Origin of the sequence: Methylocystis sp. IM3, from assembly GCF_038070105.1 — a bacterium.
Lineage (GTDB): Bacteria > Pseudomonadota > Alphaproteobacteria > Rhizobiales > Beijerinckiaceae > Methylocystis.
Window position 1 is genome coordinate 3,334,943 of the sequence record NZ_JBBPBZ010000002.1, and the last position, 24,270, is coordinate 3,359,212.

The 24,270-nt window shown below is 64.5% G+C and carries 30 protein-coding genes; 16 read left to right on the forward strand and 14 right to left on the reverse strand.

Going from position 1 to position 24,270, the window contains the following annotated elements; all coding sequences use genetic code 11:
- Positions 1-26: 26 nt before the first annotated feature.
- Together atpA and WOC76_RS18170 are read right to left on the reverse strand one after the other, a co-directional pair.
- The gene (atpA, locus tag WOC76_RS18165; protein WP_341104821.1) at positions 27-1,559 is read right to left on the reverse strand and encodes a F0F1 ATP synthase subunit alpha; all 1,533 of its coding nucleotides are present in this window, start codon (positions 1,557-1,559) and stop codon (positions 27-29) included.
- Positions 1,559-2,122, reverse strand: a complete 564-nt coding sequence (locus WOC76_RS18170) for a F0F1 ATP synthase subunit delta (protein ID WP_341104819.1) — start codon at positions 2,120-2,122, stop codon at positions 1,559-1,561. The genes atpA and WOC76_RS18170 overlap by 1 nt, the downstream gene beginning before the upstream one ends.
- Positions 2,123-2,639: 517 nt before the next feature.
- Here WOC76_RS18170 and WOC76_RS18175 point away from each other — a divergent pair.
- Positions 2,640-3,521, forward strand: a complete 882-nt coding sequence (locus tag WOC76_RS18175; protein ID WP_341104817.1) for an S-methyl-5'-thioadenosine phosphorylase — start codon at positions 2,640-2,642, stop codon at positions 3,519-3,521.
- A 7-nt stretch (positions 3,522-3,528) separates the two neighbouring features.
- On the opposite strand, the gene WOC76_RS18180 is transcribed toward WOC76_RS18175, so the two are convergent.
- On the reverse strand, positions 3,529-3,846 hold the full coding sequence (locus tag WOC76_RS18180; RefSeq protein ID WP_341104815.1) for a hypothetical protein: 318 nt from the start codon (positions 3,844-3,846) through the stop codon (positions 3,529-3,531).
- A gap of 115 nt (positions 3,847-3,961) precedes the next feature.
- On the opposite strand from WOC76_RS18180, the gene WOC76_RS18185 reads away from it, so the two are divergent.
- From WOC76_RS18185 to WOC76_RS18225, 9 genes are all read left to right on the forward strand, one after another.
- Positions 3,962-4,489 carry an adenine phosphoribosyltransferase gene (locus WOC76_RS18185; protein ID WP_341104814.1) on the forward strand — a complete coding sequence of 176 codons (528 nt, stop codon included), beginning with the start codon at positions 3,962-3,964 and terminating at the stop codon, positions 4,487-4,489.
- Positions 4,490-4,543: 54 nt separating this feature from the next.
- Complete coding sequence (locus WOC76_RS18190; protein ID WP_341104811.1) at positions 4,544-6,052, forward strand: L,D-transpeptidase family protein; 1,509 nt, start codon at positions 4,544-4,546, stop codon at positions 6,050-6,052.
- A gap of 72 nt (positions 6,053-6,124) precedes the next feature.
- Positions 6,125-6,460 carry a hypothetical protein gene (locus tag WOC76_RS18195; RefSeq protein WP_341104809.1) on the forward strand — a complete coding sequence of 112 codons (336 nt, stop codon included), beginning with the start codon at positions 6,125-6,127 and terminating at the stop codon, positions 6,458-6,460.
- Between the two features lie 196 nt (positions 6,461-6,656).
- Complete coding sequence (rplU, locus tag WOC76_RS18200) at positions 6,657-6,959, forward strand: 50S ribosomal protein L21 (protein ID WP_341104807.1); 303 nt, start codon at positions 6,657-6,659, stop codon at positions 6,957-6,959.
- An 88-nt stretch (positions 6,960-7,047) separates the two neighbouring features.
- Complete coding sequence (gene rpmA, locus WOC76_RS18205) at positions 7,048-7,317, forward strand: 50S ribosomal protein L27 (RefSeq protein WP_341104806.1); 270 nt, start codon at positions 7,048-7,050, stop codon at positions 7,315-7,317.
- A 192-nt stretch (positions 7,318-7,509) separates the two neighbouring features.
- Positions 7,510-8,112 (forward strand): GNAT family N-acetyltransferase, encoded by a 603-nt coding sequence (locus WOC76_RS18210; RefSeq protein ID WP_341104804.1) that lies wholly within the window; start codon positions 7,510-7,512, stop codon positions 8,110-8,112.
- A 7-nt stretch (positions 8,113-8,119) separates the two neighbouring features.
- A complete protein-coding gene (obgE, locus tag WOC76_RS18215) occupies positions 8,120-9,181 on the forward strand; it encodes a GTPase ObgE (RefSeq protein ID WP_341104803.1) in 1,062 nt (353 codons plus the stop codon).
- Between the two features lie 61 nt (positions 9,182-9,242).
- Complete coding sequence (locus tag WOC76_RS18220) at positions 9,243-9,635, forward strand: hypothetical protein (RefSeq protein WP_341104802.1); 393 nt, start codon at positions 9,243-9,245, stop codon at positions 9,633-9,635.
- 178 nt (positions 9,636-9,813) lie between these two features.
- Positions 9,814-10,260: a hypothetical protein gene (locus WOC76_RS18225; RefSeq protein ID WP_341104801.1), complete on the forward strand. Its 447-nt coding sequence runs from the start codon at positions 9,814-9,816 to the stop codon at positions 10,258-10,260.
- 74 nt (positions 10,261-10,334) lie between these two features.
- On the opposite strand, the gene WOC76_RS18230 is transcribed toward WOC76_RS18225, so the two are convergent.
- Positions 10,335-10,997, reverse strand: coding sequence for an O-methyltransferase (locus tag WOC76_RS18230; protein ID WP_341104799.1), 663 nt, complete (start codon positions 10,995-10,997; stop codon positions 10,335-10,337).
- 210 nt (positions 10,998-11,207) lie between these two features.
- Here WOC76_RS18230 and WOC76_RS18235 point away from each other — a divergent pair, with 210 nt between their 5' ends.
- The 4 genes from WOC76_RS18235 (at position 11,208) to WOC76_RS18250 (ending at position 14,005) form a co-directional block, all read left to right on the forward strand.
- On the forward strand, positions 11,208-11,576 hold the full coding sequence (locus tag WOC76_RS18235) for a hypothetical protein (RefSeq protein ID WP_341104798.1): 369 nt from the start codon (positions 11,208-11,210) through the stop codon (positions 11,574-11,576).
- 204 nt (positions 11,577-11,780) lie between these two features.
- The gene (locus WOC76_RS18240; protein ID WP_341104797.1) at positions 11,781-12,263 is read left to right on the forward strand and encodes a hypothetical protein; all 483 of its coding nucleotides are present in this window, start codon (positions 11,781-11,783) and stop codon (positions 12,261-12,263) included.
- A 56-nt stretch (positions 12,264-12,319) separates the two neighbouring features.
- Positions 12,320-12,937 carry a L,D-transpeptidase gene (locus WOC76_RS18245; RefSeq protein ID WP_341389262.1) on the forward strand — a complete coding sequence of 206 codons (618 nt, stop codon included), beginning with the start codon at positions 12,320-12,322 and terminating at the stop codon, positions 12,935-12,937.
- Positions 12,938-12,973: 36 nt separating this feature from the next.
- Positions 12,974-14,005, forward strand: a complete 1,032-nt coding sequence (locus WOC76_RS18250; protein ID WP_341104793.1) for an amino acid ABC transporter substrate-binding protein — start codon at positions 12,974-12,976, stop codon at positions 14,003-14,005.
- Between the two features lie 18 nt (positions 14,006-14,023).
- Here the strand turns inward: WOC76_RS18250 and WOC76_RS18255 are convergent, their stop codons facing one another.
- The 6 genes from WOC76_RS18255 to WOC76_RS18280 all read right to left on the reverse strand — a co-directional run bounded on the left by WOC76_RS18255 (position 14,024) and on the right by WOC76_RS18280 (position 16,525).
- Positions 14,024-14,236: a hypothetical protein gene (locus WOC76_RS18255; protein WP_341104791.1), complete on the reverse strand. Its 213-nt coding sequence runs from the start codon at positions 14,234-14,236 to the stop codon at positions 14,024-14,026.
- 33 nt (positions 14,237-14,269) lie between these two features.
- Positions 14,270-14,497: a hypothetical protein gene (locus WOC76_RS18260; RefSeq protein WP_341104789.1), complete on the reverse strand. Its 228-nt coding sequence runs from the start codon at positions 14,495-14,497 to the stop codon at positions 14,270-14,272.
- A gap of 284 nt (positions 14,498-14,781) precedes the next feature.
- Positions 14,782-14,997 carry a hypothetical protein gene (locus WOC76_RS18265; RefSeq protein WP_341104788.1) on the reverse strand — a complete coding sequence of 72 codons (216 nt, stop codon included), beginning with the start codon at positions 14,995-14,997 and terminating at the stop codon, positions 14,782-14,784.
- 110 nt (positions 14,998-15,107) lie between these two features.
- The gene (locus WOC76_RS18270) at positions 15,108-15,407 is read right to left on the reverse strand and encodes a hypothetical protein (RefSeq protein ID WP_341104786.1); all 300 of its coding nucleotides are present in this window, start codon (positions 15,405-15,407) and stop codon (positions 15,108-15,110) included.
- Positions 15,408-15,541: 134 nt separating this feature from the next.
- Positions 15,542-16,177 carry a tetratricopeptide repeat protein gene (locus WOC76_RS18275; RefSeq protein ID WP_341104784.1) on the reverse strand — a complete coding sequence of 212 codons (636 nt, stop codon included), beginning with the start codon at positions 16,175-16,177 and terminating at the stop codon, positions 15,542-15,544.
- Between the two features lie 120 nt (positions 16,178-16,297).
- Positions 16,298-16,525, reverse strand: a complete 228-nt coding sequence (locus WOC76_RS18280; RefSeq protein WP_341104782.1) for a hypothetical protein — start codon at positions 16,523-16,525, stop codon at positions 16,298-16,300.
- A gap of 389 nt (positions 16,526-16,914) precedes the next feature.
- Here WOC76_RS18280 and WOC76_RS18285 point away from each other — a divergent pair, with 389 nt between their 5' ends.
- Positions 16,915-18,330, forward strand: coding sequence for a sugar transferase (locus WOC76_RS18285; RefSeq protein ID WP_341104780.1), 1,416 nt, complete (start codon positions 16,915-16,917; stop codon positions 18,328-18,330).
- 55 nt (positions 18,331-18,385) lie between these two features.
- Here the strand turns inward: WOC76_RS18285 and WOC76_RS18290 are convergent, their stop codons facing one another.
- The gene (locus WOC76_RS18290) at positions 18,386-19,147 is read right to left on the reverse strand and encodes a methyltransferase family protein (RefSeq protein ID WP_341104779.1); all 762 of its coding nucleotides are present in this window, start codon (positions 19,145-19,147) and stop codon (positions 18,386-18,388) included.
- A gap of 28 nt (positions 19,148-19,175) precedes the next feature.
- On the opposite strand from WOC76_RS18290, the gene WOC76_RS18295 reads away from it, so the two are divergent.
- Positions 19,176-20,069: a tyrosine-protein phosphatase gene (locus tag WOC76_RS18295; protein WP_341104777.1), complete on the forward strand. Its 894-nt coding sequence runs from the start codon at positions 19,176-19,178 to the stop codon at positions 20,067-20,069.
- A 37-nt stretch (positions 20,070-20,106) separates the two neighbouring features.
- Here the strand turns inward: WOC76_RS18295 and WOC76_RS18300 are convergent, their stop codons facing one another.
- The 3 genes from WOC76_RS18300 to WOC76_RS18310 form a co-directional block, all read right to left on the reverse strand.
- Positions 20,107-21,105: a hypothetical protein gene (locus WOC76_RS18300; protein WP_341389270.1), complete on the reverse strand. Its 999-nt coding sequence runs from the start codon at positions 21,103-21,105 to the stop codon at positions 20,107-20,109.
- A gap of 306 nt (positions 21,106-21,411) precedes the next feature.
- Entirely contained in the window at positions 21,412-22,047 is a 636-nt protein-coding gene (locus WOC76_RS18305; RefSeq protein ID WP_341104774.1) for a hypothetical protein, read from the reverse strand.
- Positions 22,025-24,256: a GumC family protein gene (locus tag WOC76_RS18310; RefSeq protein WP_341431528.1), complete on the reverse strand. Its 2,232-nt coding sequence runs from the start codon at positions 24,254-24,256 to the stop codon at positions 22,025-22,027. The genes WOC76_RS18305 and WOC76_RS18310 overlap by 23 nt, the downstream gene beginning before the upstream one ends.
- Positions 24,257-24,270: the final 14 nt, after the last annotated feature.

A 24,270-nucleotide genomic window follows, 5' to 3' on the forward strand; every position in this document is an offset into this window, starting at 1 on the left:
GCGGGCGGGGAGAGGGCACGAGTGCTTTACGCGAAGGACTTCGCGAAGGTTTCGACGACGCTCTTGAGCTTCGCTTCCGTCTCGGCCGGGAGATCCTTCGTCGAGCGGATGCTCTCAAGGATGTCGGCGTGCTGCGAGCGCAGCAGCGCGAGCAAGCCGTCTTCGAAGGCCTTCACGCGATTGACCGGCAGCGGATCGAGATAGCCGTTGACGCCGGCGTAAATCACGCAGGTCTGCTCTTCCATCTTCAGCGGCGAGAACTGCGGCTGCTTCAGCAGTTCGGTCAGGCGCGCGCCGCGATTGAGCAGACGCTGCGTCACCGCGTCGAGGTCGGAGCCGAACTGGGCGAAGGCCGCCATCTCACGATACTGGGCGAGCTCGCCCTTGATCTTGCCGGCGACCTTCTTCGTCGCCTTGGTCTGCGCCGAGGAGCCGACGCGCGACACCGAGAGGCCGACGTTCACCGCCGGGCGGATGCCCTGGTAGAACAGATCGGTCTCCAGGAAGATCTGGCCGTCGGTGATCGAAATCACGTTGGTCGGAATATAGGCCGACACGTCGTTGGCCTGCGTCTCGATGACCGGCAGCGCCGTCAGCGAGCCCGCGCCGCGCTCGTCATTGAGCTTGGCGGCGCGCTCGAGAAGGCGCGAGTGCAGGTAGAAGACGTCGCCCGGATAGGCTTCGCGGCCCGGCGGACGGCGCAGCAGCAGCGACATCTGGCGATAGGCGACGGCCTGCTTGGAAAGGTCGTCGTAGATGATGACCGCGTGCATGCCGTTGTCGCGGAAATACTCGCCCATGGCGCAGCCGGCGAAGGGCGCCAGGAACTGCATCGGGGCCGGATCGGACGCCGTGGCGGCGACGATGATCGAATATTCGAGCGCGCCGCGCTCCTCGAGCACCTTCACGAACTGCGCGACGGTCGAACGCTTCTGGCCGACGGCGACATAGACGCAGTAGAGCTTCTGGCTCTCCGGCGCGCCTTCGACGTTCAGCGACTTCTGATTGAGGATCGTGTCGAGCGCGATGGCGGTCTTGCCGGTCTGGCGATCGCCGATGATGAGCTCGCGCTGGCCGCGGCCGATCGGGATCAGCGCGTCGACGGCCTTGAGGCCCGTGGCCATCGGCTCGTGCACCGACTTGCGCGGAATGATGCCAGGCGCCTTGACGTCGACGCGGGCGCGCTTGGTCGCCTTGATCGGGCCCTTGCCATCGATCGGATTGCCGAGCGCGTCGACGACGCGGCCGAGAAGCTCCTTGCCGACCGGCACGTCAACGATGGCGCCCGTGCGCTTGACCGTCTGGCCTTCCTTGATGTCGCGGTCGGAGCCGAAAATGACGATGCCGACGTTGTCGCTTTCGAGGTTCAACGCCATGCCGCGCACGCCGTTCTCGAATTCGACCGTCTCGCCGGCCTGCACATTGTCGAGCCCGTAGACGCGAGCGATGCCGTCGCCGACGGACAGGACCTGGCCGACCTCGGTGACCTCGGCCTCATTGCCGAAGTTGGCGATCTCGTTCTTGAGGATCGCGGAAATTTCTGCGGCGCGGATATCCATCAGCCGACCTCTTTCATGCGTGTGCGGATTGAGTTGAGCTTGGTGCGAACGGAAGCGTCGACCATGCGCGAACCGAGTTTCACGATGATGCCGCCGATGACCGACGGATCCGTGCGAACGTTGAGGCTGACCGACTTGCCGCCGGTGACCGCGGCGAGCGCCTGGCGCAGCGCCGATTCATGATCGGGGCGCAGCGGGGCGGCGACGGTCACGTCGGCGCGCACGAGGCCCTTGGCCTTGTCGTGCAGCCCCTGATAGGCGGCGATCATGTCCGGAAGGACGAAGAGGCGGCGCTTGGAGGCGACCAGCCGGATGAAATTGGCGGCGATGCCGGAAATGCCGGCCTTGCCGAGAAGCGCGTCGAGCGCCTTGACCTGCTCCTGCGCCGAGAACACCGGGCTCTTCACCAGGCGCTTCAGGTCTGGGCTTTCATTCATGAGGCCCTGGAACGCGGCGAGGGCTGCGGCGACCTCGTCCGTGGCGCGCTTCTCCGACGCCAGTTCGTAAAGGGCGGAGGCGTAGCGTCCTGCGACGCCGGAAAGCGAAACTCCGTCTTGAGCCACTTGGATCGCTCGTCAAATTCCCGCCGTTCCAAACGCCGGCCACGGCGCAGAGAATGCGCGCGCGTTTTCCGCGGTCAGCCTAGAAGCGACGGATGCTGCAGGGGCAAGGAACTGAAGGCGGCAACGCCCCAGTCCCAAGGCGAGGGTCCCCTAACACAGCGGATTTTGCGGCGCAACCCTGTCGGGCTCATCGTTTTCAATCGCGCTCCCGCGCGAGCCCGTCGCGGAACGGGTGGAAAGGATGAGGGAAGCATCCGACCTGCGCCGCGTCTGGCCGGTCCGATTCCGCTGATTTCCCAGTCGCGAACCGGGTTCTTTCCGTGGCCCGCGCCCTCTGGCCTTTTCACGGCGGCCGTGGTCCTCCGCCGAGCGGCGGAACAGAGAATCAGCCTGCGGCATTTTAGCGATTCAAAATCTGTCGGGCGCCATATAACCGCATCGCCTTTGCTTCTCGCCCGCCGGCGGCTAAGTTGCGCGCTTCGGGCGTTCGCGCCTTTTCTTTCAACGGGAGAGGCGCATGACGCGCGCGGTTGTGGGCATTATCGGCGGCTCGGGCGTTTATGACCTTCCGGGGGCCGAGAATGTGCGGCGCGCGCGGGTGTCGACCCCCTGGGGCGAGCCGTCGGACGAACTGGTCTTCGGCGAGATCGGCGGCACGAAAGCGGTGTTTCTGCCGCGCCACGGACGCGGCCACCGACTGTCGCCCTCGTCGATCAACTACCGCGCCAATATCGACGCGATGAAACGCGCGGGCGTGACCGACATCATCTCCGTCTCGGCTTGCGGCTCGTTCAAATCGCAGTTCTTTCCGGGGCTTTTCGTGCTCGTCGACCAGTTCGTGGACCGCACATTCGCCCGCCAGTCCTCCTTTTTTGGCGACGGCTGCGTGGCGCATGTGTCGATGGCGCATCCGATCGCGCCGAAGCTTTCGAAGCGCATCGCGGCGGCGGCCCGCGCAGAGGGGATCGAGATCGCGGAGGGCGGCACATACGTCTGCATGGAGGGTCCGCAGTTCTCGACCTACGCCGAATCGCTCCACTACAAGGCCGCAGGCTTCGATCTCATCGGCATGACCGCGATGCCGGAGGCGAAGCTCGCCCGCGAGGCGGAAATTTCCTATGCGACCATCGCCATGGTCACGGATTTCGACTGCTGGCACCCCGACCACGATCACGTCGACGTCGCATCGGTGATCGACATCGTGCGCAAGAACTCCGCCGCCGCCGCGCGGCTCGTGGCGCGCGTGCTGAAGGATTTCCCCGCCGAGCACGAGCCCTGCCCCATTGGCTCGGACCGGGCGCTGGATAATGCGATTCTCACGGCGCCCGAGGCGCGCGACCCGGTCTTGCTGGAGAAACTGGATGCGGTGATGGCGCGCCTCAACGCCGCGAGCAAATAGGCGGGCGTCAGTAATACCACCAGCCGTTGCGCCACTGGCCCTGCAATCGCAGAGGCGGCGCGGGACGGCGCGCGCCGATATTCGCGCCATAGTAGCCATAGTAATCGCCCGAATAGCTGCACCCGTAACAGCCGCCATAGCCCTGAGGACCCCAGGCCGCCGCCTGTCCGGCGCCCTGCCCCGCCCCTTGGCGGGGACCGGCGCCATAGGGCTGGCCGGGCGGAACGGCTCCCGGCAGGGCGGCGCCAGGGGACGCTTGCGGCAGGGGCTGCGCGGGCGCGGCAAGAGGGAAAAGCGCGAGACAGATGAGGAGAACGCGACGCATCTGGCGACAACCTTGGTGTTTGGCCCGGTTGCAGTGTATGCAGCTTGCCTGCGCGCGCCAGCGCGATCTCAACTTAAGGTTGAGGATGCCGTAACACGCACCCAAGGGTTCACAGATGCCGCTTCGCGCCAGCATCCGCACGATTCCGGATTACCCGAAAGAAGGCATACTCTTTCGCGACATCACGACGCTGCTCGGCGACGCGAGGGCCTTTCGCAAGGCGGTGGACGAGCTGGTTCAGCCCTGGGCCGGCGCGAAGATCGAGAAGGTCGCCGGCATGGAGGCGCGCGGCTTCATTCTGGGCGGCGCCGTCGCCCATCAGCTGTCCTCGGGGTTCATTCCGATTCGCAAAAAAGGCAAATTGCCGCATGAGACTGTGTCGATCGCCTATGAGCTGGAGTATGGGACCGACGAGATGGAGATGCATGTCGACGCCGTCGCGCCGGGCGAGCGCGTCATCCTCGTGGACGATCTGATCGCCACGGGCGGCACGGCGACGGGCGCGATCCGGCTGTTACAGAAGATGGGGGCTGAGGTGATCGCCGCCTGTTTCGTCATCGACCTGCCAGACCTCGGCGGCGCGAGAAAGATCGAGGCGCTCGGCGTGCCGGTGCGCACCCTCGTCTCTTTCGAGGGACATTGACGGGAGGGCGCCCCTGTCTCAGGCTCTGCGTCGAGAGGAACGAAACGCCCGCTCATGAAGCCGCGCCTCACGCATCTTCTCTTCGCCGCGCTCGCCGTCGCCGCTTTCGGCCTCGGCGTTGCGGCGCTGCGTTTCATGCCCGGAGCCGGCAAGGCGCGCGGTCCCGGCGCCGCCAGGGTCGTCGCCCTCGGCGCGCCCCATCCGGCCGGCGGCGCCATCGTGACAGGCCTGCGCCGCGGCCTCCCGCCCTCATCCGTCTCCACGGCCGACGCCGCCCCGCCCGCGCCGCAAGCGCCGGCGGCTCCGCCGCTCACCGGATTGGCCCCGCAACCGGCCGCGCCGCAGGCCCTCGCCGCCGTGGCGCCCGCCGGCGCCGCGCCCCAAGCCCCGGCCGCCGGTCTCGATGGCGGGGGCGTCGAGGGCTCTGTCTCTTTCCCGCCGCCCCCGCCGGTCCGCCCAGTGGAACTGCGCAACGCGGAAACGCCCTTGGCCAATGCCTCGGGAGAAACGCCGCTGCCGCCCGTCCGCCCGCGCGACCTCGCCGCGCTGGAGGCCCCGGCCCCGGCCGAGCCGCCGGCCCCCGCTCCCCCGCCGCCGCAGCCGGCCCAGCAGCCTCCGGCCTCGTCCTGGTCTTTTCCGCAATGGCCGCAGGCGGCGCAGCCGGCGCCCGAGACCGCGCCCCCCGCCGGCGCAGCGGCGCCCGCGCCGCTTTACGCCGATGTGCCGACGCCCCCGGCCCGCCCCGCCGATCTCGGCAAGCTGGCCGCCCTCGCGCCCGCGAGCGATTCGGCCGCCCAGACGCCTGCGGGGGCCGCCGCGGCGCCGGCCGCCGCGCCGGACGGGGTTCAACTCGCCCGCCTGCAGGAGCCGGCCCTGCGGCCGGCGCCGGAGGACGCCTTCCAGCCGCCGCCGCCGAAATTCGGCATGGGCGACCCCGTCTTCGTGCGCATTTTCAAGCAGGAGGGGCAACTGGAGCTGTGGCTGAAGAAGAACGGCCGCTATGCGCTCTACAAGACCTTCCCGATCTGCAAATGGTCGGGCCGGCTCGGCCCCAAGATCAAGGAGGCGGACTACCAGTCGCCCGAGGGCTTCTACAGCGTCTCGGCCAAGCAGCTCAATCCGCACTCCAATTATTACCGCGCCTTCAATGTCGGCTATCCCAACGCCTTCGACCGGCAGAACGGCCGCACGGGCGGGCTCGTCATGGTGCATGGCGCCTGCAAGTCGGTCGGCTGTTTCGCCATGACCGACCGCGGGATCGAGGAAATCTACGGCTTCGTCGAAGCGGCCCTGCGCGCCGGGCAGAAGGAAATCCCGGTGCATATCTTTCCCTTTCGCATGACGGAGGCCAATCTTGCGCGCGAGACGGGGAATGGCGGCGGCTGGCTCGCCTTCGTCAGCGGCGGCGGCGGTTATGCGCAATGGGCGGGCTTCTGGCACAATCTCAAACAGGGCTACGACATGTTCGAGCAGACGGGCGAGCCGCCGGTCGCCTTCGCCTGCGGCGACCATTATGAATTCGACGGCGGCTCCTCCGCCTGCCGCCGCGTCGCCGGCTGGTGACGTTCAGATGTTCTTCAGACAAGGGACGTTAGACAAGCCGACGGCGCCAGCTGCGCCGCGACCGGGGACCCGATGCCTGCAATCCGCACTCTCTTCTTCGCCGGCGCCATCGGCGCCCTTATCGCCGCTCAGCCTGCCAAGGCGGGCGGGCCCAATGTGGCGGTCTGCATGACCCTCGCCAACGCCTACAACACCTGCGTCGTCGAGCAGCAGAGCTACGGCGGTGGCGGATGGGGCGGCCCGAGAGGCTATGGGGGCGGGTATGGCCAGGGCTATCCCGACGATGGCGACTGGGACGACGAGGATTACGCCTATTGGCGGGCCCAGCGCCGCGCGGCCCGCGCCAATCGCGCCCAGGCGGCCTGCATGAGCTGGCTCGTTCAGATGAAGGCCGCGAACTGCTATTGAGCCGACGCGGCCCGCGCCATTGACAAGGCCGGGCCGACGCGCTAGGCGTATTTTGCTTCGTCGCGGCGGTCTCGCCGCTTTTTTCATTTTGAAGCGAAGCGCAACCGGTCCAACTGCAAGAAGCCGGCCCGCCCGCACAGCGCCACCGCGCTATGCTCGAACAGGCGAGCGCCGGATCCGAACACAGGAAAAAAAGATGTTCGCAGTCATCAAAACCGGCGGCAAGCAATATAGCGTGTCCGCCGGAGACATTATCACCGTCATGGCGCTCGAAGGCGCGCCGGGCGACAAGGTCACCTTCGACGAGGTGCTGATGATCGGGGGCGACTCCCCCAAGATCGGCGCTCCCACGGTCGCGGGCGCCACGGTGTCGGCGGAAATCGTCGGCCAGGCGCGCAGCGCCAAGTCGATCGCCTTCAAGAAGCGCCGCCGCCAGAACTCCAAGCGCAAGCGCGGGCATCGTCAGGACTTGACGCTCGTCAAGATTCTCGCGATCTAAGCAACGGATTTTCAGGCGGCGCTCGGGGCCGCCGTAGAAACGGGCGGTCGGCACGGGCCGCCGGACAAGAACGACACGGAGCAGGACAATGGCTCACAAGAAAGCGGGCGGCTCGTCGCGCAACGGCCGCGACTCGGACGGCCGGCGCCTCGGCGTCAAGAAATTCGGCGGCGAGTCCGTCGTGGCCGGCAATATCATCATTCGCCAGCGCGGGACCAAGTGGCATCCCGGCCGCAACATCGGCATGGGCAAGGATCACACGCTCTTTGCCCTCGTCGACGGCGTCGTCGAGTTTCACTCGAGCCGCGGACGCTCCAGCGTCTCGGTCGTCGTCCCGGCCGCACAGGCCGCAGAGTAAGGCGGACGGATCGCAAGCGACCCGCCGCCGGCCATTTCCCCGGCGGACAGGTCGTCTCGAGACCCCGCAAGGAGCCCAGGGCTCCAGAGCGAATGTCCGGAAAAGGTCCAACTGGGCCGATAGGGGGGAGCGGCCGCCGCTTCCCCCTTTGTCGCATCCGGGGCCGGTTCGGTCTTTCGCTTGGAGCCCTTTATGTTTCCCGAGATTACCCACGACGACGTTTTCAGGCTGGAAACCGAGCGGATGTGGCTGCGCTGGCCGCGCATGGCGGACGCGGAGGCCATTACGCTCCGCGCCGGCGACCCGGAGGTCGCCGCGCAGACGGCCAATATTCCGCATCCCTACAATCTGCGCGACGCGGAGCAGTTCATTCGCCGCGCTCGCGCCGAGAACGAGTCGGGCGGGGGGCTCGTGCTGGCGCTGGCCTTCAAACGGCAGCCGAACGACCCGATCGGCGTCATTGGCGCGCATGGCTCCAATTTTCGCGGAACGGCGCATCTGGGCTATTGGCTGGGACGCGAATTCTGGGGCCAGGGCCTGATGACGGAAGCAGCGCGGGTCTTCGTCGATATGATCTTCGGCGTCTCCTCGCTCGGCGAGATCGTCTGCGACGCCCTGCCCGGAAACGTCGCCTCGCGCCGCGTGCAGGAGAAGCTCGGCTTCGTGAGCCTCGGCGACGTGGAGATCGAGGCGCCGGCGCGCGGCCGGCCGCTGAAGGCGCTGCGCACGCGGCTCTCGCGCGGCGCGGCCCATACCGCCTTCGGCGCCCGGCGCCCCAAATTCACGTCAACGTGAGCCAGTCATGAAATTCCTGGATCAGGCCAAAGTCTATGTGCGCTCCGGCGATGGCGGGGCGGGCTGCGTCTCCTTCCGGCGCGAGAAATTCATCGAATTCGGCGGGCCGGACGGCGGCGACGGCGGCCGCGGCGGCGACGTCGTGGCCGAATGCGTCGAGGGCCTGAACACGCTCATCGACTATCGCTACCAGCAGCATTTCAAGGCCAAGACCGGCATGCATGGCATGGGGAAGAATCGCGCCGGCGGGCGCGGCGCCGATGCTGTGCTGAAAGTGCCGGTCGGCACCCAGATTTTCGAGGAGGACGGCGAGACGCTGATCGCCGACCTCACCGAGGTGGGCCAGCGCATCGTGATCTGCAAGGGCGGCAACGGCGGCTTCGGCAACGCCCATTTCACCACCTCGACCAATCGCGCCCCGCGCCGCGCCAACCCGGGCCTGCCGGGCGAGGAGCGCACCCTCATCCTGCGGTTGAAGCTCATCGCCGACGCCGGCCTCGTCGGGCTGCCCAACGCCGGCAAATCGACGTTTCTGGCGAGCGTCACGGCGGCCAAGCCCAAAATCGCCGACTACCCCTTCACCACGCTGCATCCCGGCCTGGGCGTCGTGCGCAGCGACGGGCGGGAATTCGTGCTCGCCGATATTCCGGGCCTGATCGAGGGCGCCCATGAGGGCCACGGCCTCGGCGACCGGTTTCTCGGCCATGTCGAGCGGTGCCGGGTCCTGCTGCATCTCGTCGACGCCACCGGCGAACATGCGGGCAAGGACTACAAGACCGTGCGCGGCGAGCTTTCGGCCTATGGCGCGGGGCTCGACGAGAAAACCGAGATCGTCGCCCTCTCCAAGATCGACGCGGTCGATCCCGACCATCTGAAGAAGCAGCGCGAACGTCTCAAGCGGGCCATCTCCAGCGCCGGCCCGCCGGCCGAGGCGCGCGGCCCCCTTCTCGCCCTCTCCGCCGCCACGGGCGCGGGCGTCCCCGAGGCCCTGCGCGCTCTGGGGGCCGCCATAGATGCGTCCCGCGCTTCAGAGGGCGCCGTGGCCGAGCCGGCCGAATGGCGGCCGTGATCAATCTTTGGGCTGCTGCGCCATTGACCTTGACAGGGTCAATGACTAGCTTCCACCCGTTATGATCCCGAGAAACGACAGGAGAGGGCATTTCGGCTCGACGGCGGCGACGCTGCTCGTGGCCTATCTGCTCATCCTGCAAGGGATCGCGGCGGGCGCCGTCACCAGCGCCCGCGGCTCGGCGCTGTTTTCGGACGCCATCTGCCTCGGCAAGAGCGCCGGCCCGCTCGGCGGCGCGCCTGGAGCGCCGATCCGGCCCACGCGACATGGCGACGCCTGCTGCGTCATTCATTGCGTGTCCCTCGGCGGCGCGACGGCCCCCTCCCCCTTCGTGGGCGAGACGCCGCCGCCGCTGACTTATATCGAAGCGCGGCTTGCCTTCGAACACGCCTTGTCGGGCTCAGAGGCGGCGACGCCGCCGCTTGGCTCCCGCGCCCCTCCCGCCCTGGTCTGAAGCCGGCCGCGCTATAGCGGCGTCGAACGACCTCGCCCGCCTGCGCGGGCGAAAGGTCTGGCGTTGGACAAAGTCTCCAGAAAGTTTGCGCTTTGATCATCGAATCCAAAGCCGGGCCGCACGGCCCGAAACGGCCAAGTTCGCGGCCGGCTGGAGCGCGTTTAGGTGACATGGGATCATGGACAAGAAACCCGCGCGGGCGCGAAAGCCGGTCAAGGCCGTCGCCCGCCTCTCCTCACGCGAGCGCCGCTGCTCGCAGAATGGCAAGCTGACCGCTCCCGTCGAAGGCGCGATCCGGCTGAGCGCCTCGGCCGAGCGCCTGTATCCCGACGCGGCGCAGAAGGACCGCGTCGAGGTGATGGAAATGTATTTCGACGCCAAGGGTCGGCCGATCAAACGCAAGGGCGTCGGCGCCGAGCGCGTCGCGCGCGCCTATGACGCCCAGGGCAATCAGGTCGAGGAGGCCTATTTCAACGCGGAAGGCAAGCCGACCGTTCGCAAGGACGTGGGCGCCGCCCGCATCGCCTGGCGCTACGACGACGCCGGCCGCCGCGTCGACGCCGCCTTCTACGGCGCCGACGGCGCCCAGATCCGTCCCGTGGGCAAGCGTCCCGCCGGGGTCTGACGCCCGCGTCGGGACCGTGCCGGGACACTGGCCCGGAACCGCCCCCGCGAGAGCAACGCGCGGGGGGCGCTGCGTCATTTTACTCGGGCAATCAGAAAGCCGTCCCAGCCTTTCGCGCCGACCGTCTGAATGACTGTGGCGCTCACGCGCGGTTCGGCGGCGACGGCGTCGAAGAGCGCCCGAGCGCCAAGCGCGCCGTCCTCCCTCGTTTGCGCATCCGCGACGGCGCCCTCGCGCACGACATTGTCGACGATGATGAGCGCGCCGGGCCGGGAAAGCCGCAACGCCCACTTGAAATAGGAAGCATTGTTCGCCTTGTCGGCGTCGATGAAGGAAAGATCGAAAGGCGCGACGCCTTCGGCTTCGAGCCCCGGCAGGACGCTGAGCGCGGCGCCGACGCGCAGGTCGACCCTGTCGGCCACCCCCTCCCGCTGAATATTGGCGCGCGCCACCTCGGCATGGCGCGGATCGACGTCGATCGTCACGATCCTCCCGCCCGCGCCGAGCGCACGCGCGAACCAGATGGTGGAATAGCCGCCGAGGGTTCCGATCTCGAGAATGCGGCCTGCGCCCGTCGCCGCGGCGATGAGATAGAGGAATTTTCCTTGCGGGGCCGAAACGTCGATTGCAGGAAGCCCCGCGCGTCCGTTGGCGTCGAGCGTCTCCTGAAGCCGCTCGGCAGGCGGGATGAGCCAGTCCGCGACATAATCGTCGACCACTCGCCATTTGTCCGTCATCGCGGGAAATCCTTGTCTCGTCGAAAGGCGGCTCGGCCACTTTCGAGGCAAAATCATTTGACCTTGCATGAATCTTCGTGCCATGTGCCGCTGTTCGCGCTCGTCGCATGAGCAGAACTGGGAAGGCTGGATGGCCGCATTTCGATTTTGCCTCAGTCTCCCTGCGGCCGACTTGCCGCTCATCAGCCAAAATCTATGGGAGCGAAACAAATGATCAAGCTTGCTTTGACCGCCGCCGCCGCGGTCGTCGCCATGAGCGTCCCGGCCCTCGCCGATTCCTGGAACGTGACCGAAATCGCCACCTCGGGCATCAAGCGCGCCAATGGCACCTGGACGCTCAACGTTCAGGGCGACAAGGTGGCCGGCAAGGCCGACCTCCAGCTCGATAACGGCTCGGTGCTCACCTACAAGCTCGACGGCACGGTGGCCGGCGGCGCCTACACGGTGAAGCTCGTCGACCGCACCGACGACAAGAAGGACTGCGTCTGGACCGGCAAGCCGAACGAGAACGCCCGCGTCTACAACGGCGAAGTGACCTGCGCCAACGGCAAGTTCTCGATCCGCGCCGGCGTGCAATAAGCCGCTATCCTGCTTCGAGCAGCCAAACGCCGGCCCTCGGGCCGGCGTTTTAATTTTATCGCTCCGGTCGGACCGCCGCCACGCAACGGCCTGTTCACCACATTTGCCTCTTCGACAGTTCTTTAGCTATGCTATGGCTTTACGCGCTTGCGGCGCGTGTGTTTGGTTGGTCGAGCGTCAATGCCGAAGTCCCGAGGTATCCTCATGCGCGTTTTTGACTTGCGTCCGCTGCTTCTTTTCATGACGATCGGAATGGCGGCCTGGCCGCTCGCGTCCTGCAACTCGCCCCAGACCGCCGATCCCGGCGTCGCTCAGGGCGTTCCGGCTATTCCGTCGACCATCCCGGCGAGCTCCCTGGTCGGCCGCTGGGGCGTCGCCGCCTATCACCGCGACAGCGACCGCCCCCGCACTGAAGCCGAGGCGCGACGCCAGTGCAACAACGCCTATACGATCAAGCCCGGCCCGGCGGGCGGCGTTATGATGCATCTCGCCGACGAGGCGCAGGTTTCGGAGCTGGTGCTCAAGGGCAGCCCGAGCGGCGTCACCTATCTCGGCCCGCCGGGTCCGGCGGCTCTTCCGACCGACCGCGAAATTGTCACAATCAATGACAATTCCTTTACCGTAAAATGGGTGAGCCCCGACAACTCGACCCGTTACGGCACGATGGTCTACATCCGCTGCTCTTGAGTTCCGAGGGCTCGGCGTCGCGTCCTTTCAGTCATCTCCCGTCCCGCAAGAGGTCAATGATGGGAATTGCACATACGGCCCTGCGCCTGATCTTTGCGTCCTCGGCGCTGTTTCTGCTGGGCTTCGGCGCCGCCGCGACCGCCAGTCCCCAGCAGGATGAAATGCAGATCGACGATCAGCCGGGCTACGAGCCGAGCCCGGAAGAGGAGACGCTCTCCGGGCCCTACGAGCGGCAAGTCGTCTTTTTCCGCACCACGGAAGCCCCCGGCACCATCGTGGTCCATACGGCGGACCGCTATCTCTATCTCGTGCAGGGCGACAATCGCGCGATCCGCTATGGCATTGGCGTCGGCCGCGAGGGCTTCCAGTGGGCGGGCATGCACAAGATCACCCGCAAGCAGGAATGGCCCGACTGGCGCCCGCCGCCGGAGATGATCCAGCGCCAGCCCTATCTGCCGCGTTTCATGGCCGGCGGGCCCGGCAACCCGATGGGCGCGCGTGCGCTCTACATCGGCCAGACGGTCTACCGCATCCATGGCACGAACCAGCCGCAAACGATCGGCCACGCCGTTTCGTCTGGCTGTTTCCGCCTGGTCAACGGCGACGTGACGGATCTCTACAATCGCGTTCCGATCGGAACCAAGATCGTCGTCAAGCAGGCGGCGGATCTCTGAAGTTTTCATCGTTTCCAACGTTCAAAAGAGGTCGTTATGCGACTTTTGCACAAGCGCGTCCGCGCGTTGCTTCCCCTGGTGACGGCCTCCTTCTGCCTGCTCGCCGCCGCCGCGCAGGCTTCCACTCTCGATACGGTGAAGCAGCGCGGCGCATTGATCTGCGGCGTGAGCAATGGGATCGCCGGTTTCTCGATCGCCGACGACAAGGGCAAGTGGTCGGGCTTCGACGTTGATTTCTGCCGCGCCGTCGCGGCGGCGATCTTCGGCGACTCGTCCAAGGTGCAATTCGTGCCGGTGGGGGCGGACGAGCGCTTCGAGGCCCTGAAGTCCGGCAAGTTCGATCTGCTGTCGCGCAATTCGACCTGGGCTTTCTCCAATGAGGTCGAGCAGGGCCTCGTCTTCGCCGGCGTGACCTATTACGACGGCCAGGGCTTCCTGATTCCCAAGAGCCGCAAGGCGACCTCCGCCCTGGAGCTCGACGGCGCCAAGGTCTGCGTGAAGGCCGGCACCACGACGGAAGCCAATGTCGAGGACTATTTCAAACAGAACCACATGAAGTTCGAGGCGGTGCGTTTCGAGCTTCTTCCCGATATTCTCAAGGCTTATGAGTCCGGCCAGTGCAATGTGATCTCGAGCGACGTCTCGCAGCTCCACGCCAACCGGCTCGAGCTGAAGAAGCCCAACGACCACATCATTCTGGCGGACATCATTTCCAAGGAGCCGCTCGGCCCGGTCGTACGCCAGGGCGACGATCAGTGGCTGAATCTGGTGAAATGGGTCAATTTCGCCATGCTGAACGCCGAGGAGCTCGGCATCAACAGCGCCAATGTCGAAGAAGCCAAAAAGTCGCAGAAGCCGCAGGTTCGTCGCTTCGTCGGGGCCGAAGGCGATATCGGCAAGCATCTCGGCCTCTCGCCCGACTGGGCCGTCAACATCGTGAAGAGCGTCGGCAATTATGGCGAGTCGCTGGAGCGGAACGTCGGCAGGAAATCAAAGCTCGGCATCGCGCGCGGCCTCAACCAGCTGTGGACGATGGGCGGCATTCAATATGCGCCGCCCCTTCGCTGATCGTCGAGGCGCCGCCCCTCAGGCGGCGTGATCGTCCCGGCGAGGAAATCCTCGCGTTGAGTCCCGCAGCTCACCTGCGGGATCTTCAGCGCAGGACTCTTGCACGGCTCTGACGACATCGAGCGCCGCGGCGATCGCCGGGGCGCCGATGTCCCGATAATGGCGCAGCAGGCGATCGCGCGCCTGACGCTCGCGTTTTTCGACACATTTCCTGTCCGCCGATTGCGGCATGACGAAACTCCTTCGTTTTTCCTTTTGAGAAATTCATTCCGCCGCAGAAAGCGGGGTGAGCGGAGTCATGCTCGCGCGCATCGCATCCGCCCGGCCATGCAACGCAACGATCGCGTCGCGGGCTTCCCTGGCCGTGCCAAAAACATCGCTTTGAAGCACGCTCAACGAGCGTCTGGTCGCATAAAAGCGGTAGCCCTCCGCTTCGCGAACGATCAGCCCCACCGTATCCTGCTCGATCTCGATCAAATAGGCGTGCGACATGCGGCCTCCTCAGCTTCTCGCAACTGACTTCTTCGTCTTTGCAGGAACGCCCTCTTCGGCGCTTGCCGCGCTGCGGCCCTGTCGCGCGAAATTGCGCGCCGAAATCGCTTTCATTGGGACAAGGGGGGCGTAACCCAAAGCAAAGTTTGAAATGGGTAAAAATTTAGTAATCGAACGAAGGAACGCTTAACGATCCGGCTTAGCGGCCTGTCGCCATCGAGGCCGCTCTCGAGATGGAATAGGACGCGGCGCCGGCATGCGCCCCTGCGCCTGGGACGCCCGCGTCAGCGATCGCCGGTTGCAACGAGGCGCCCCGTGAAAGCCGCGCCATCATCCAGTGCGACCGCATCCAATGCGACCGCATCCTTGGCCGGCGCCGCCGGCGTGACCAATCCAGCGAGAACGGCGCCTGCCGCCAGGGCGATCACCATAAAGAGAGAGATTCGGAACTGACGGCGCGCGGATTCGCGGTCTGCGAGGGAATAGAAGATGTCTGACACATTCGCCTCCGTGATTGACTTCACGACCGCAAGCTAGCGTTGGGAGCCGCGCCCCGATGTGCGTGGCCGCACATCGAAACGCGCAGAGCGCGCGGGCCTGCCGCCCCGGTCTATTTCGCGGGGCCCCGCATGCCGGTGCTCCCCGCTCCACTGCCCACGCCGCGATCGAGGCCGGACCCGAAATTGCCGATCCTCCCGCCAGCGCCGGCGGCGGCCCCTGTTCCACCGGCGCTTCTGTCGGCGCCCGATCGGCCGGCCGCGGCGCCGCCGGCGCTTGCGTCCCCTGTGGGTCCCGCCCCCGCGGAGCCGGACGTTGGGGGCGCCGCGCCCTGCGCGACCGCAGACCCGACGCCCGTCGCAAGAGTCAGCGCGACCGCCAGGGACAACAATCGGGTGGATCGCTGCGTCATGGTCGCCTCCGTCGCCCCCCACGGCGCCGATTTCGCGCGTTTTGCGCGCCTTTTGGCCCTCGCGGCAGATAGGCGACGGTCCGGCAGGGTCAATGCGGAGACGCGGCGCGAAAAGAGGCGCGGTGACAGTCTGGTCAGACTGCGATTTCGGTGTTCCGGCGGCGGACCCGCCAGGCGACGAGAGCCGCGCCCGCCAGGATCAGGCCCGCGGCCGGCAGAGCGAGCCCCGGAATGGCTGAACCAGGCGGCGGGGCCTCAATCTCCATGACGGGTTCCGCCGGCGCCGCCGGCGACGGCTCGGGCGCGCGCGGCGCGGCGGCAGACTCGACGGCGGGAATGGGAGCGACGGTCAGCGCGATGCGGCGGATGGCCGCCTCGATCTCGGAATCGGAGCGCCCGAGATCCTGGAGGCGCCGATAATCGGCGAGGCTCTCCTGCATGCGGCCCCGCATTTCATACGCCAGGCCGCGCAAGCGCAGGGCGAGCGCATGATCCGGCGCGAGCCGGATCGCCCGGCTGAAGTCGCCAATGGCGTAGTCGAAAGCTCCGAGTTCGCCGAAGGCGGCGCCGCGACGCAGGAGAACGACCGCATTGTTCTTCAGCTTCTGGAGCGCCGCCGTGCAGGCGGACACCGCCTCGACCGCCGGGAGCGTCTCACTGAGACAATAGGCCCGCGAGTAACCGAGCCGGGCGGCGTGGACGGGGCCAGGCGACGCCATGCCGGCCTCCGCCAGGATCAAGGCGACAAGAAACGCGCACATCCTCTGCATGCGACGGCCTCTTGGAAAATCTCCAGCCGCGACGGGCGCGGCGCTGACCCTGCCGCCCTCGACAATGCGCCGATTTTTGCTCCCAAATCCTTACACACGGTCGAGTGCGCAATTTTTGTTTCAATCCCTCGGGAAAATCTTCTCCACAGCATTCCGCGCGGTTTCCAGAACAAGCAGCACCATCGCGCCGAAGGCGCTGGAAATCCCGACGATCTGCAAAAAGGCGACGACGCCGCGCTCGGCGGTGTAGTCGCCGAGATGCAGATAGATATGGACGGCGAGGAAAACGCCGCTCAGCGCGGCGGCGGCGACGAGAAACGGGTTGGCGCTCGGTATGTACTTTGGCATCGGGGCGGTCCAGAGTCGGGGGAAAGGCCATCTTCGATCAGTCGAGCGCTCCGTTTACCACGTTGCGGCCCAACTCCTTCCTGCTGCTGAAAGGCGCGGGAATGTCCGATTGTGCGAGTCCGAAGCTTTATCTTCGCTATTGAGAAGACGTTTCATCAGATCGCCAACCGCACTGGAGAAGACCGAGATAAAACCGCCCCTTATCCGAAGCTGGCCAGACCTTGGCCTGACGAAGGAGCGATTGCGGTTGCGAAGGACCTGTTACCTGATTACAATAGCCGTCATTATTTCCAGAAATAGGGAAGCTTCAATATATGCGATTGGCTTCGCCTACGTCGCGGGACAGGTATCGTCTGCGCCTTGATCCTGCGGATGTCTTTTGGGCCATCGTGGCTCCTTTCATTGCACTCGCTCTTCGAGATCCCGCCCTGCTCGCTATCGGCAGCCAGCCGGGCGTCCCGGAGACCTACAAATTCGCCGGCATCGCAATTGTTCTGTCACTGTGCAGCTTCCTGTTTTTTCGCATCAGCGACAGCATCAGCCGTTTCTTCTCGATCAGGGAGGCCGCCAACCTCCTTGCGGCGGTCGCCTGCTCCGTGGCGTTGAGCGGGATTGTCGCTTTTACCTTCACCCGGCTGGAGGATGTGCCGCGCTCCACGCCCCTGATTTACGGCCTCGTGCTGGCGAGTGGACTGATGGCGACGCGATTGGCGGCGCGCACGATGGCCAGAGATCAGGCGCGTCATCCCGAACCCGCGCCCCACGCTCCGGATTACCGACGGATTCTCATCATCGGCGTCGATCATTTCGCGGCTGCGGCGATCCGGCTGATCGATTGCCAGCGACCGAGGACGACGATCGTCGTGGCCGCGCTGGATTGGCGCGCCTCCACCATGGGGCGCAAGATCAGCGGCGTGAAAATCGTCGGCAACGCCGCTGACATCGAAGAAATCGTGCAGGAGTATCTCGTGCACGGCGTTGCAATCGACGAAGTCTGGCTATCCGACTCGGCGCCCCTGTCGCAAGAACTCACGAATTATGTCGAAAGCCGTTGCGAGGCGCGGAATCTCGCCTTTCTCAAAATATCCGAGGCTCTGAACCTCCAGGCGCAGCCGGCTGTCCCGGTTTTCGACGAGGAGGAAGCGGATGAAGTCGGAGAATATTTCGAAATCAAGCGTGTGATCGACATCGTCGGCGCCAGCGCGTTGCTCGCGGCGCTTCTCCCGATGACCGCCATTGTCGCTGCGCTGACGTATTTCGACGTCGGCGCGCCAGTGCTGTTCTGGCAGCAGCGCGTCGGCAGACACGGACGCAAGTTTCTTCTCTACAAATTTCGCACCTATCATGCGCCATTCGACGGTTCGGGTCGGCCCATTCCAGAAGAGCAGCGACTTTCGAAGATCGGCCGCCTGATCAGATCAATCCGGTTGGATGAAATTCCTCAGCTTTATAGTGTGCTCGTTGGCGACATGTCCTTGATCGGCCCGCGCCCGCTCTTGCCGCACGACCAGCCAAAGGACCCGCGCACGCGATTGCTGGTGCGGCCGGGCATTACCGGCTGGGCCCAGATCAACGGCGGAACGGCCATCGGTCCCGAGGAAAAAGACGCGCTCGACATATGGTACATTCGGCACGCGTCCTTGGCCCTCGATTTACGCATCGTCTTCAGCACCCTTCTGGTCGCGCTGACGGGAGAAAAGCAAAATCAGAGCACCGTCCAAAACGCAGTGCGGTGGCGCGAAACGACCTTCTCGCCTTCCCGCGCCGACGGGCCCAAGAGCAATAGTCCGGCGAAGACGTCCTGAGGCTCCGCGAGCGCAGGCGAGAGCGGACGAGAGCGGGCGATTTCTGCGGATTTTTTCAGTAGACGCAGGGGATCAATCGCGCCGTCCGGCGCGCATAGTCCCTGTAATCCGGAAACGCCTCGGCCAGAATGCGTTCCTCGTAGCGCATGCGAGGAAGCTGGCAACCGACCGCAAATGCAAAGGCCACAAGCGGCCAAGGCTGCGCCAGTTCGGATGCCCGGCTTGCGACAATCAGAAATTCGGCCAGATAAAGCGGGTGACGAACAAAGCGGTAGGGACCTTTGGTCACGAGCTTTCGTGCCTGCGGCAAGATACTGAATGAACGACCCAGCCAGAACAGCACGCAGATCGAAAGCGCCGCGCCGAGCAATCCCAGGGCGGACAGCGCTGTCAGAATCCCCGACGGCAGCGCCCTCTGGGGCAATAAGACAACCACGAACGGAACGAGGCATCCAATGACGCCCGCCAGCACCGGGCCAGCGCCCTGCTGTTTTTTGACCGGCGGAATTCGAAGCGCCAGCAGGGCAATGGCGACAAGGAGAAATGCGACGTTCGCGAGTTGGGAGCCGATCAGGAAAGGGTTGGCCTCAGCGCCGAGAAGCTCGACGACCCGTGATAGCGAGCCCGCCGCGCCGACGCCGAACCAGAGGATAACCGGGCTGGCTGCGATCAGGTCATGAAGCTTTTCCCTTGTCACAGCGCCACCCCGCCGCAAAAGCGCGAGACCAGCGTTTGCGAGCATGGCTTCAGCCTTGCAAAGTAGCTGCAAATCACGGGCGCGCCTTATAAAAACCAAATTGGAAAGGTGCTTTTGCACTGGAATTTTGTCATGAGCGAGAACAGCAGTGATTGATTTACATTCCCATATTTTGCCGGGCATTGACGATGGCGCCGCGGATCTCGCTCTGTCGCTTGAAATGGCCAGGATCGCCTCATCGGAAGGCGTTGTCGTCCAGGCCTGCACGCCTCACATCTTTCCCGGCGTCTATAATAACACCGGCCCTCAAATACGGGCCGCTGTGGTTGAACTCCAACGGGAAATCGACGAAGCGGGGATCGAGCTGACGCTTGTCACAGGGGCGGACGCGCACATGGTCCCCGACATGGTGGGCGGCCTGCGCAACTCGACTATTCTGTCTCTTGCCGACACAAGATATGTCCTTGTCGAGCCGCCGCACCATGTCGCGCCTCCGAGAATCGACGCCTTCTTCTTCGACCTGCTCGCGGCGGGTTATGTGCCCGTGCTCACTCATCCAGAAAGGCTGCGGTGGATCGAAGCGCATTACGAGACCTTTGTCCGCCTGTTCCGCGCCGGCGTCTGGATGCAGGTGACCTCGGGCTCCCTCACGGGCGCCTTCGGCGCCAGACCCAAGTATTGGGGCGAGCGCATGCTCGATGAAGGCCTTGTTCATATCCTCGCGTCCGATGCTCATGGCGTGCGTCGTCGGCGGCCCGACCTCGCCGCTGGCCGAGCGGCGGCCGAAAAATGGGTGGGCGCCGAGGAAGCCGAGCAGCTCGTTTATCTGCGTCCCTACGCCATCCTCGAAAATGTGGACCCCTCGTCTGTCCGCCCGCCCGCCGGGGCGACGCATCCGGGAAGCTATGCGGCCTCACGCGCGCATCAAGACATGCCAGCGCGCGCGCATGGCGGCGGTCCGTCGAAAGCGGACTCCTCCTCCGGGTTGGGCAAGGTTTTCGGCGTTGCGCGCAGCGCCCTCAGGAGAGGCATTTTCAGCTAGGCGGAGGCGGCGGGCGCAACGAAAAGGCTGCGTCTCTTCAATCCGACGCAATACTCAATTTATCGAACCATATTTCGCCCGAAAGAAGCTCCTCCGACGGCGAACGCGCGGCGAGCCCCAGCCGCAGTGATTGCACCGGGCAGCCCTTTTCAGGCACAGAGAATGCGAATTCGAACTGCGCCCAATCCTCGGTCAGCCCCGTTGTGTGCCGGCTTTGACCGAGGATTTTGTTGTCGGCGCAAGACACCATCCACATGACGCCGCGCGGTCCGTCGAGATCGCTCTTGTAAGAGCCTTTGAGTTTGTAACGCCCTGGGGTCAGCATTGTAATCTGAGAAATTCCGGGGAATTCCGCTCTCCCGGAACTGAACCCGACCAGTAGTGCGCGATCGGCGTCCTTTTCGGATTTAGCCACGAAATCCACCGTGACATTGGCGACCGGAGGAACCTGCCAGTCGAAAGGCGAGCCCGACGGCTTCTTCTCAAAGTCTCCATTGAACAGAAATCCAGCATGCTCCAGATCCTCCGGAGGCAGGAACTGAAGCCAGACATAATAGGCGAGCTCGACAAATCTCTTGTTGATCAGGAACCATTGGTAGGCATTGAGCTCCTTGACGTTGGCGGGCGCCGCGGTCTCTCTGAGATCCATGAGAAGCTTCAATGGCACGGATGCATCCGAGAGGTTGTTGTAAATCAATCCGAAAAAGACGGGGCGCCAAGGCGGATTTTGCGCCAGAAGCTTCACAACCTCCTGTTCGCCTGCTCCCTTGCTTTCCAGCATCCTGGCGAGCGGCGGCATGACGTAATCAGGGAGGACGGTCCCCGAGCGCAGTAATACGTCGGCGTAGTAGGCGGAAGACGGAAAATTCTTGTTCTCGAGAGCCCTGGTCATCAGCCAGAACGCCGCATATCCCTCATGCAGAGAATGCCGGGCTGCCGCAACCATTGCTGAAGCGGCAAGTTTGCGAGATCCCTGCAGTTCGGCAAGCTGACCTAGCAGCCGGTAATTTTTGCCGCTCAGCGGATCGGCCAGCAACGCTAATTCAGCTTGCTTTCTCAGTTCTTCGATTTTTTTTTGCGGATGTCTCGGCGCTTGTGGAGCATCCGGTCGCGCGTCGGGATTAATTTGCGCATCGGCGATGGAATATAAGGCCGTCGCCTGCCGGGCGTCGAGCCACAGAGCCCAATCGGGCGCGACTCGCGCGAAATAAGCCGCGAAACTATGTGTGAAAATGAGCCAGCACAGGATGAGGCCGAAAGCGAAAAAACCAAGGACGAGCGCGGGCGCGCGGCGCAACCCTTGTTTTTTCAGTCGCCAGTCGCGGTCAAACATGGGAACGCGTCAGAATTTCACGTTGAACGCGAAGGCGAGGAGGCGCCCGATAAGGCCCGGGCGTTTATGCGATCGGGCGGGCGTGTGCCGACGTGATTGCGCGAGCGAGCCTTCGCGAAAAATCGTCTTCTCGGCTTCGGCGCTTCTCCCCCGCTTCACATCGCGCTCGCGATGATACGCCTCCTCGGCAAGGCGAGCATCCAGAGACTGATCGTACGCCGCGCGTCGCGCCGGCGTTTTGACGTTGTTCCAGGCCTGCGTGATCCTGACGAGATAGGCCGGCCCTGCAAAGCCTTCTCTTTCCTCTGAATGAGCCCATTTGCACAGATGGACGAAGTTCTGTCTCAGATGAGGCGTCGGACTTTCCCGGGTGGCCCCGAGCGCGCGATAGCTATCGACACCGGGAGCGAGCAATATTTGTTCGATGAAGAAGGAAGCGGCGTCCATGAGGTGTCCAGGGGTGCGTTGAAGGCCTTGTGACAGCGCCTCAGCGGTTTCGAAATCGACAGCCACCTTGATCAACGTGTCCACGCCATCCGGCAGCGGCGACTGGCGCACGTGACGCCCCCGCGGCGGGGCGGAAAGCAACGACAACGCCGCCCGGATTGCTTGAAGCTCGCCCTCACGCGGCGGCGGAGCCGTCATCCGTCGAGTCCTTGCCGCGTTCATGCATCCCGGTTTCGCCCGCGCCTTCTATCTGCTCCGGTTCGGAGCCATAGCCATAGCCGTAACCATATCCGTACCCATAGCCATAGCCGTAACCGTAACCGTAACCACCTCCGAAGCCCGCCTTTTTGGGATCGTATTTGGTCACAATAATGCCGAGAGGCGTTACCCGCGCGCGCTTCAGCCTCTTGAGGGCATTGCGGATCAACCCGACGCGCCCTTGCCCTGCAGCGATGATGAAAACAGTCGCTTTTGCGATATTGCCGAGCACGAGCGCATCAGCCATTCCCATGACCGGCGGCCCGTCGATAATCACCATGTCGAATACTTCGCCGCTGGACGAAATCAGGGAAGCAAAGCGCGCCCCATTGAGCAATTCAACCGGATTGGGCGGCGTCGGACCCGCTGACATGATATGCAGGTCGGCGGTTCCTTCGAGTTGCCTGATCGCTTCGCCAAGTTCGCAGTTATGGGTGAGATAGTTGCTCAGCCCGATATTGTTGTCGAGGTGCGCCTTCTGGTGCAAGGACGGCTTGCGCAAATCGGCGTCGATCACGAGCACGCGTAGCCCCAGGGCGCAGAATTTGTTCGCCAGGCTGAACGCGACGCTCGATTTGCCCTCGCCGGGTCCGGAACTGGTGACGACAAGCGTCTTGGGCACGCCGGCTTCGGTTGAAAACTGAAGCGAGGTGCACGTGGATCGGAACGCTTCCGAGACGGCGGAGCGAAGATCGAGGCATTCGTCTTCGAACAACTTGCCGCTCGCGGGTTTCGGAATGACGCCATGCAACGTCAGACCGCAAACCCTTTCGGCCTCTGCCGGATCGTGGACGACGTCGTCAATATGCTCCAGCGCGAAAGCGCCTCCGACGCCAATCACGAGCCCGAGAGCCAGAGCGATCAACATCGCTTTTGGCCTGTTCGGCGAGCTCGGGCTGCTCGGAAGCAACGCCCTCTCGACTATGAAGACGTTGTTTGTCCCGATGCCGCTCGCGACGTCCACTTCCTTGTAGCGCTGCAAGAGGTTCTCGTACAGAGCGCGGGTGCTGTCCACCTCCCTTTTCAGGAGGTTGTACTGGACGCTTCTTTTTTGAAGATCGAGGGTCTCCTGCCGCAGCTTTTCGATCCTCTCCTTCATCTGATTTTCCTGATTGAGCGCGCCCTCATAGGCGGCCTTCAGGGATGATTTTACGGTTTTGACCTCGACGCCGATCTGATGTTCGACCTCCTTGATCTTGCCGCTCAATTGCATCATTTCGGGATAGTTAGGCCGGAAGGTCTGCGACTTTTCCTGATACTCCGCGACCAGTTGCCCCCGTCGGCCCCGCAGCTCCTGAATGGCCTGGTTGGTGAGCAATTGCGGGAGGTCGATGCCGCCGGAGCTTTCCGCCTGGCGCCACAATTGTTCGTTCTTCATGCGGTCCGCGATGATCGTGCCAAGCGCAGCGTTCGCGGCGGCAAGATTGCTTTCCGCCACCGACTCCTTGTCCGTGGTGACGACGATCTGCTCCTTTTCGGCAAAGGCGATCATCGCCTTCTCCGCTTCCTCGAGACGCAACTTCAGCTGCTTGACCTGATCCTCCAGAAAGGACTTCGCATAAGCGTTTGCCTGAAACCGCTTATCAAGGTGCGAGGCGACATAGGCGTCGCCATACGCATTGGCGGTCGTTTGCGCGCGGCTCGGATCGCCGTCGGTGTACAAAATATCCACCAGGCGCGTCCCGGCCACGGGCTTGACGGAAACGCCGCCGAGCACACTATCCGCCGCAGCCCGATCCCGGTCTGAGCGCTCTTTTGCGGAACCTGCCTGGACCCCGGCCTCCTTGCCAAGATGAAGCCGAGACGCAACCCGCTCGGCGAGACTGCGTCCCTTCAGCAGCTCCAGTTCCGTTCCCATGTAATCTTCATTGCGCTCGACGTCTTCCGCGCCATTTTTGAGGATGGTCGAGGCGTTCTTGTCGATCTGCAGCCTGATTGACGCCGTGTAGAGCGGCTTTTGCAAAAACACCCACAAACCGCCAAGCGCGAGACATGAGGCTACTGCAATCCCGATCAGTCGCTTCCGCTTCAGAAGAACGCCGATGATCTCTCGCAGATCGATCTTGGAGTCTTCCGACGGCTCGCCGAGGTAACCGCCCGCTTCGGGGTAGGCGTAGCCGCCCGGCCAGTTGGCCGGACTTTGCATCATCGAGCCTTTTCCTT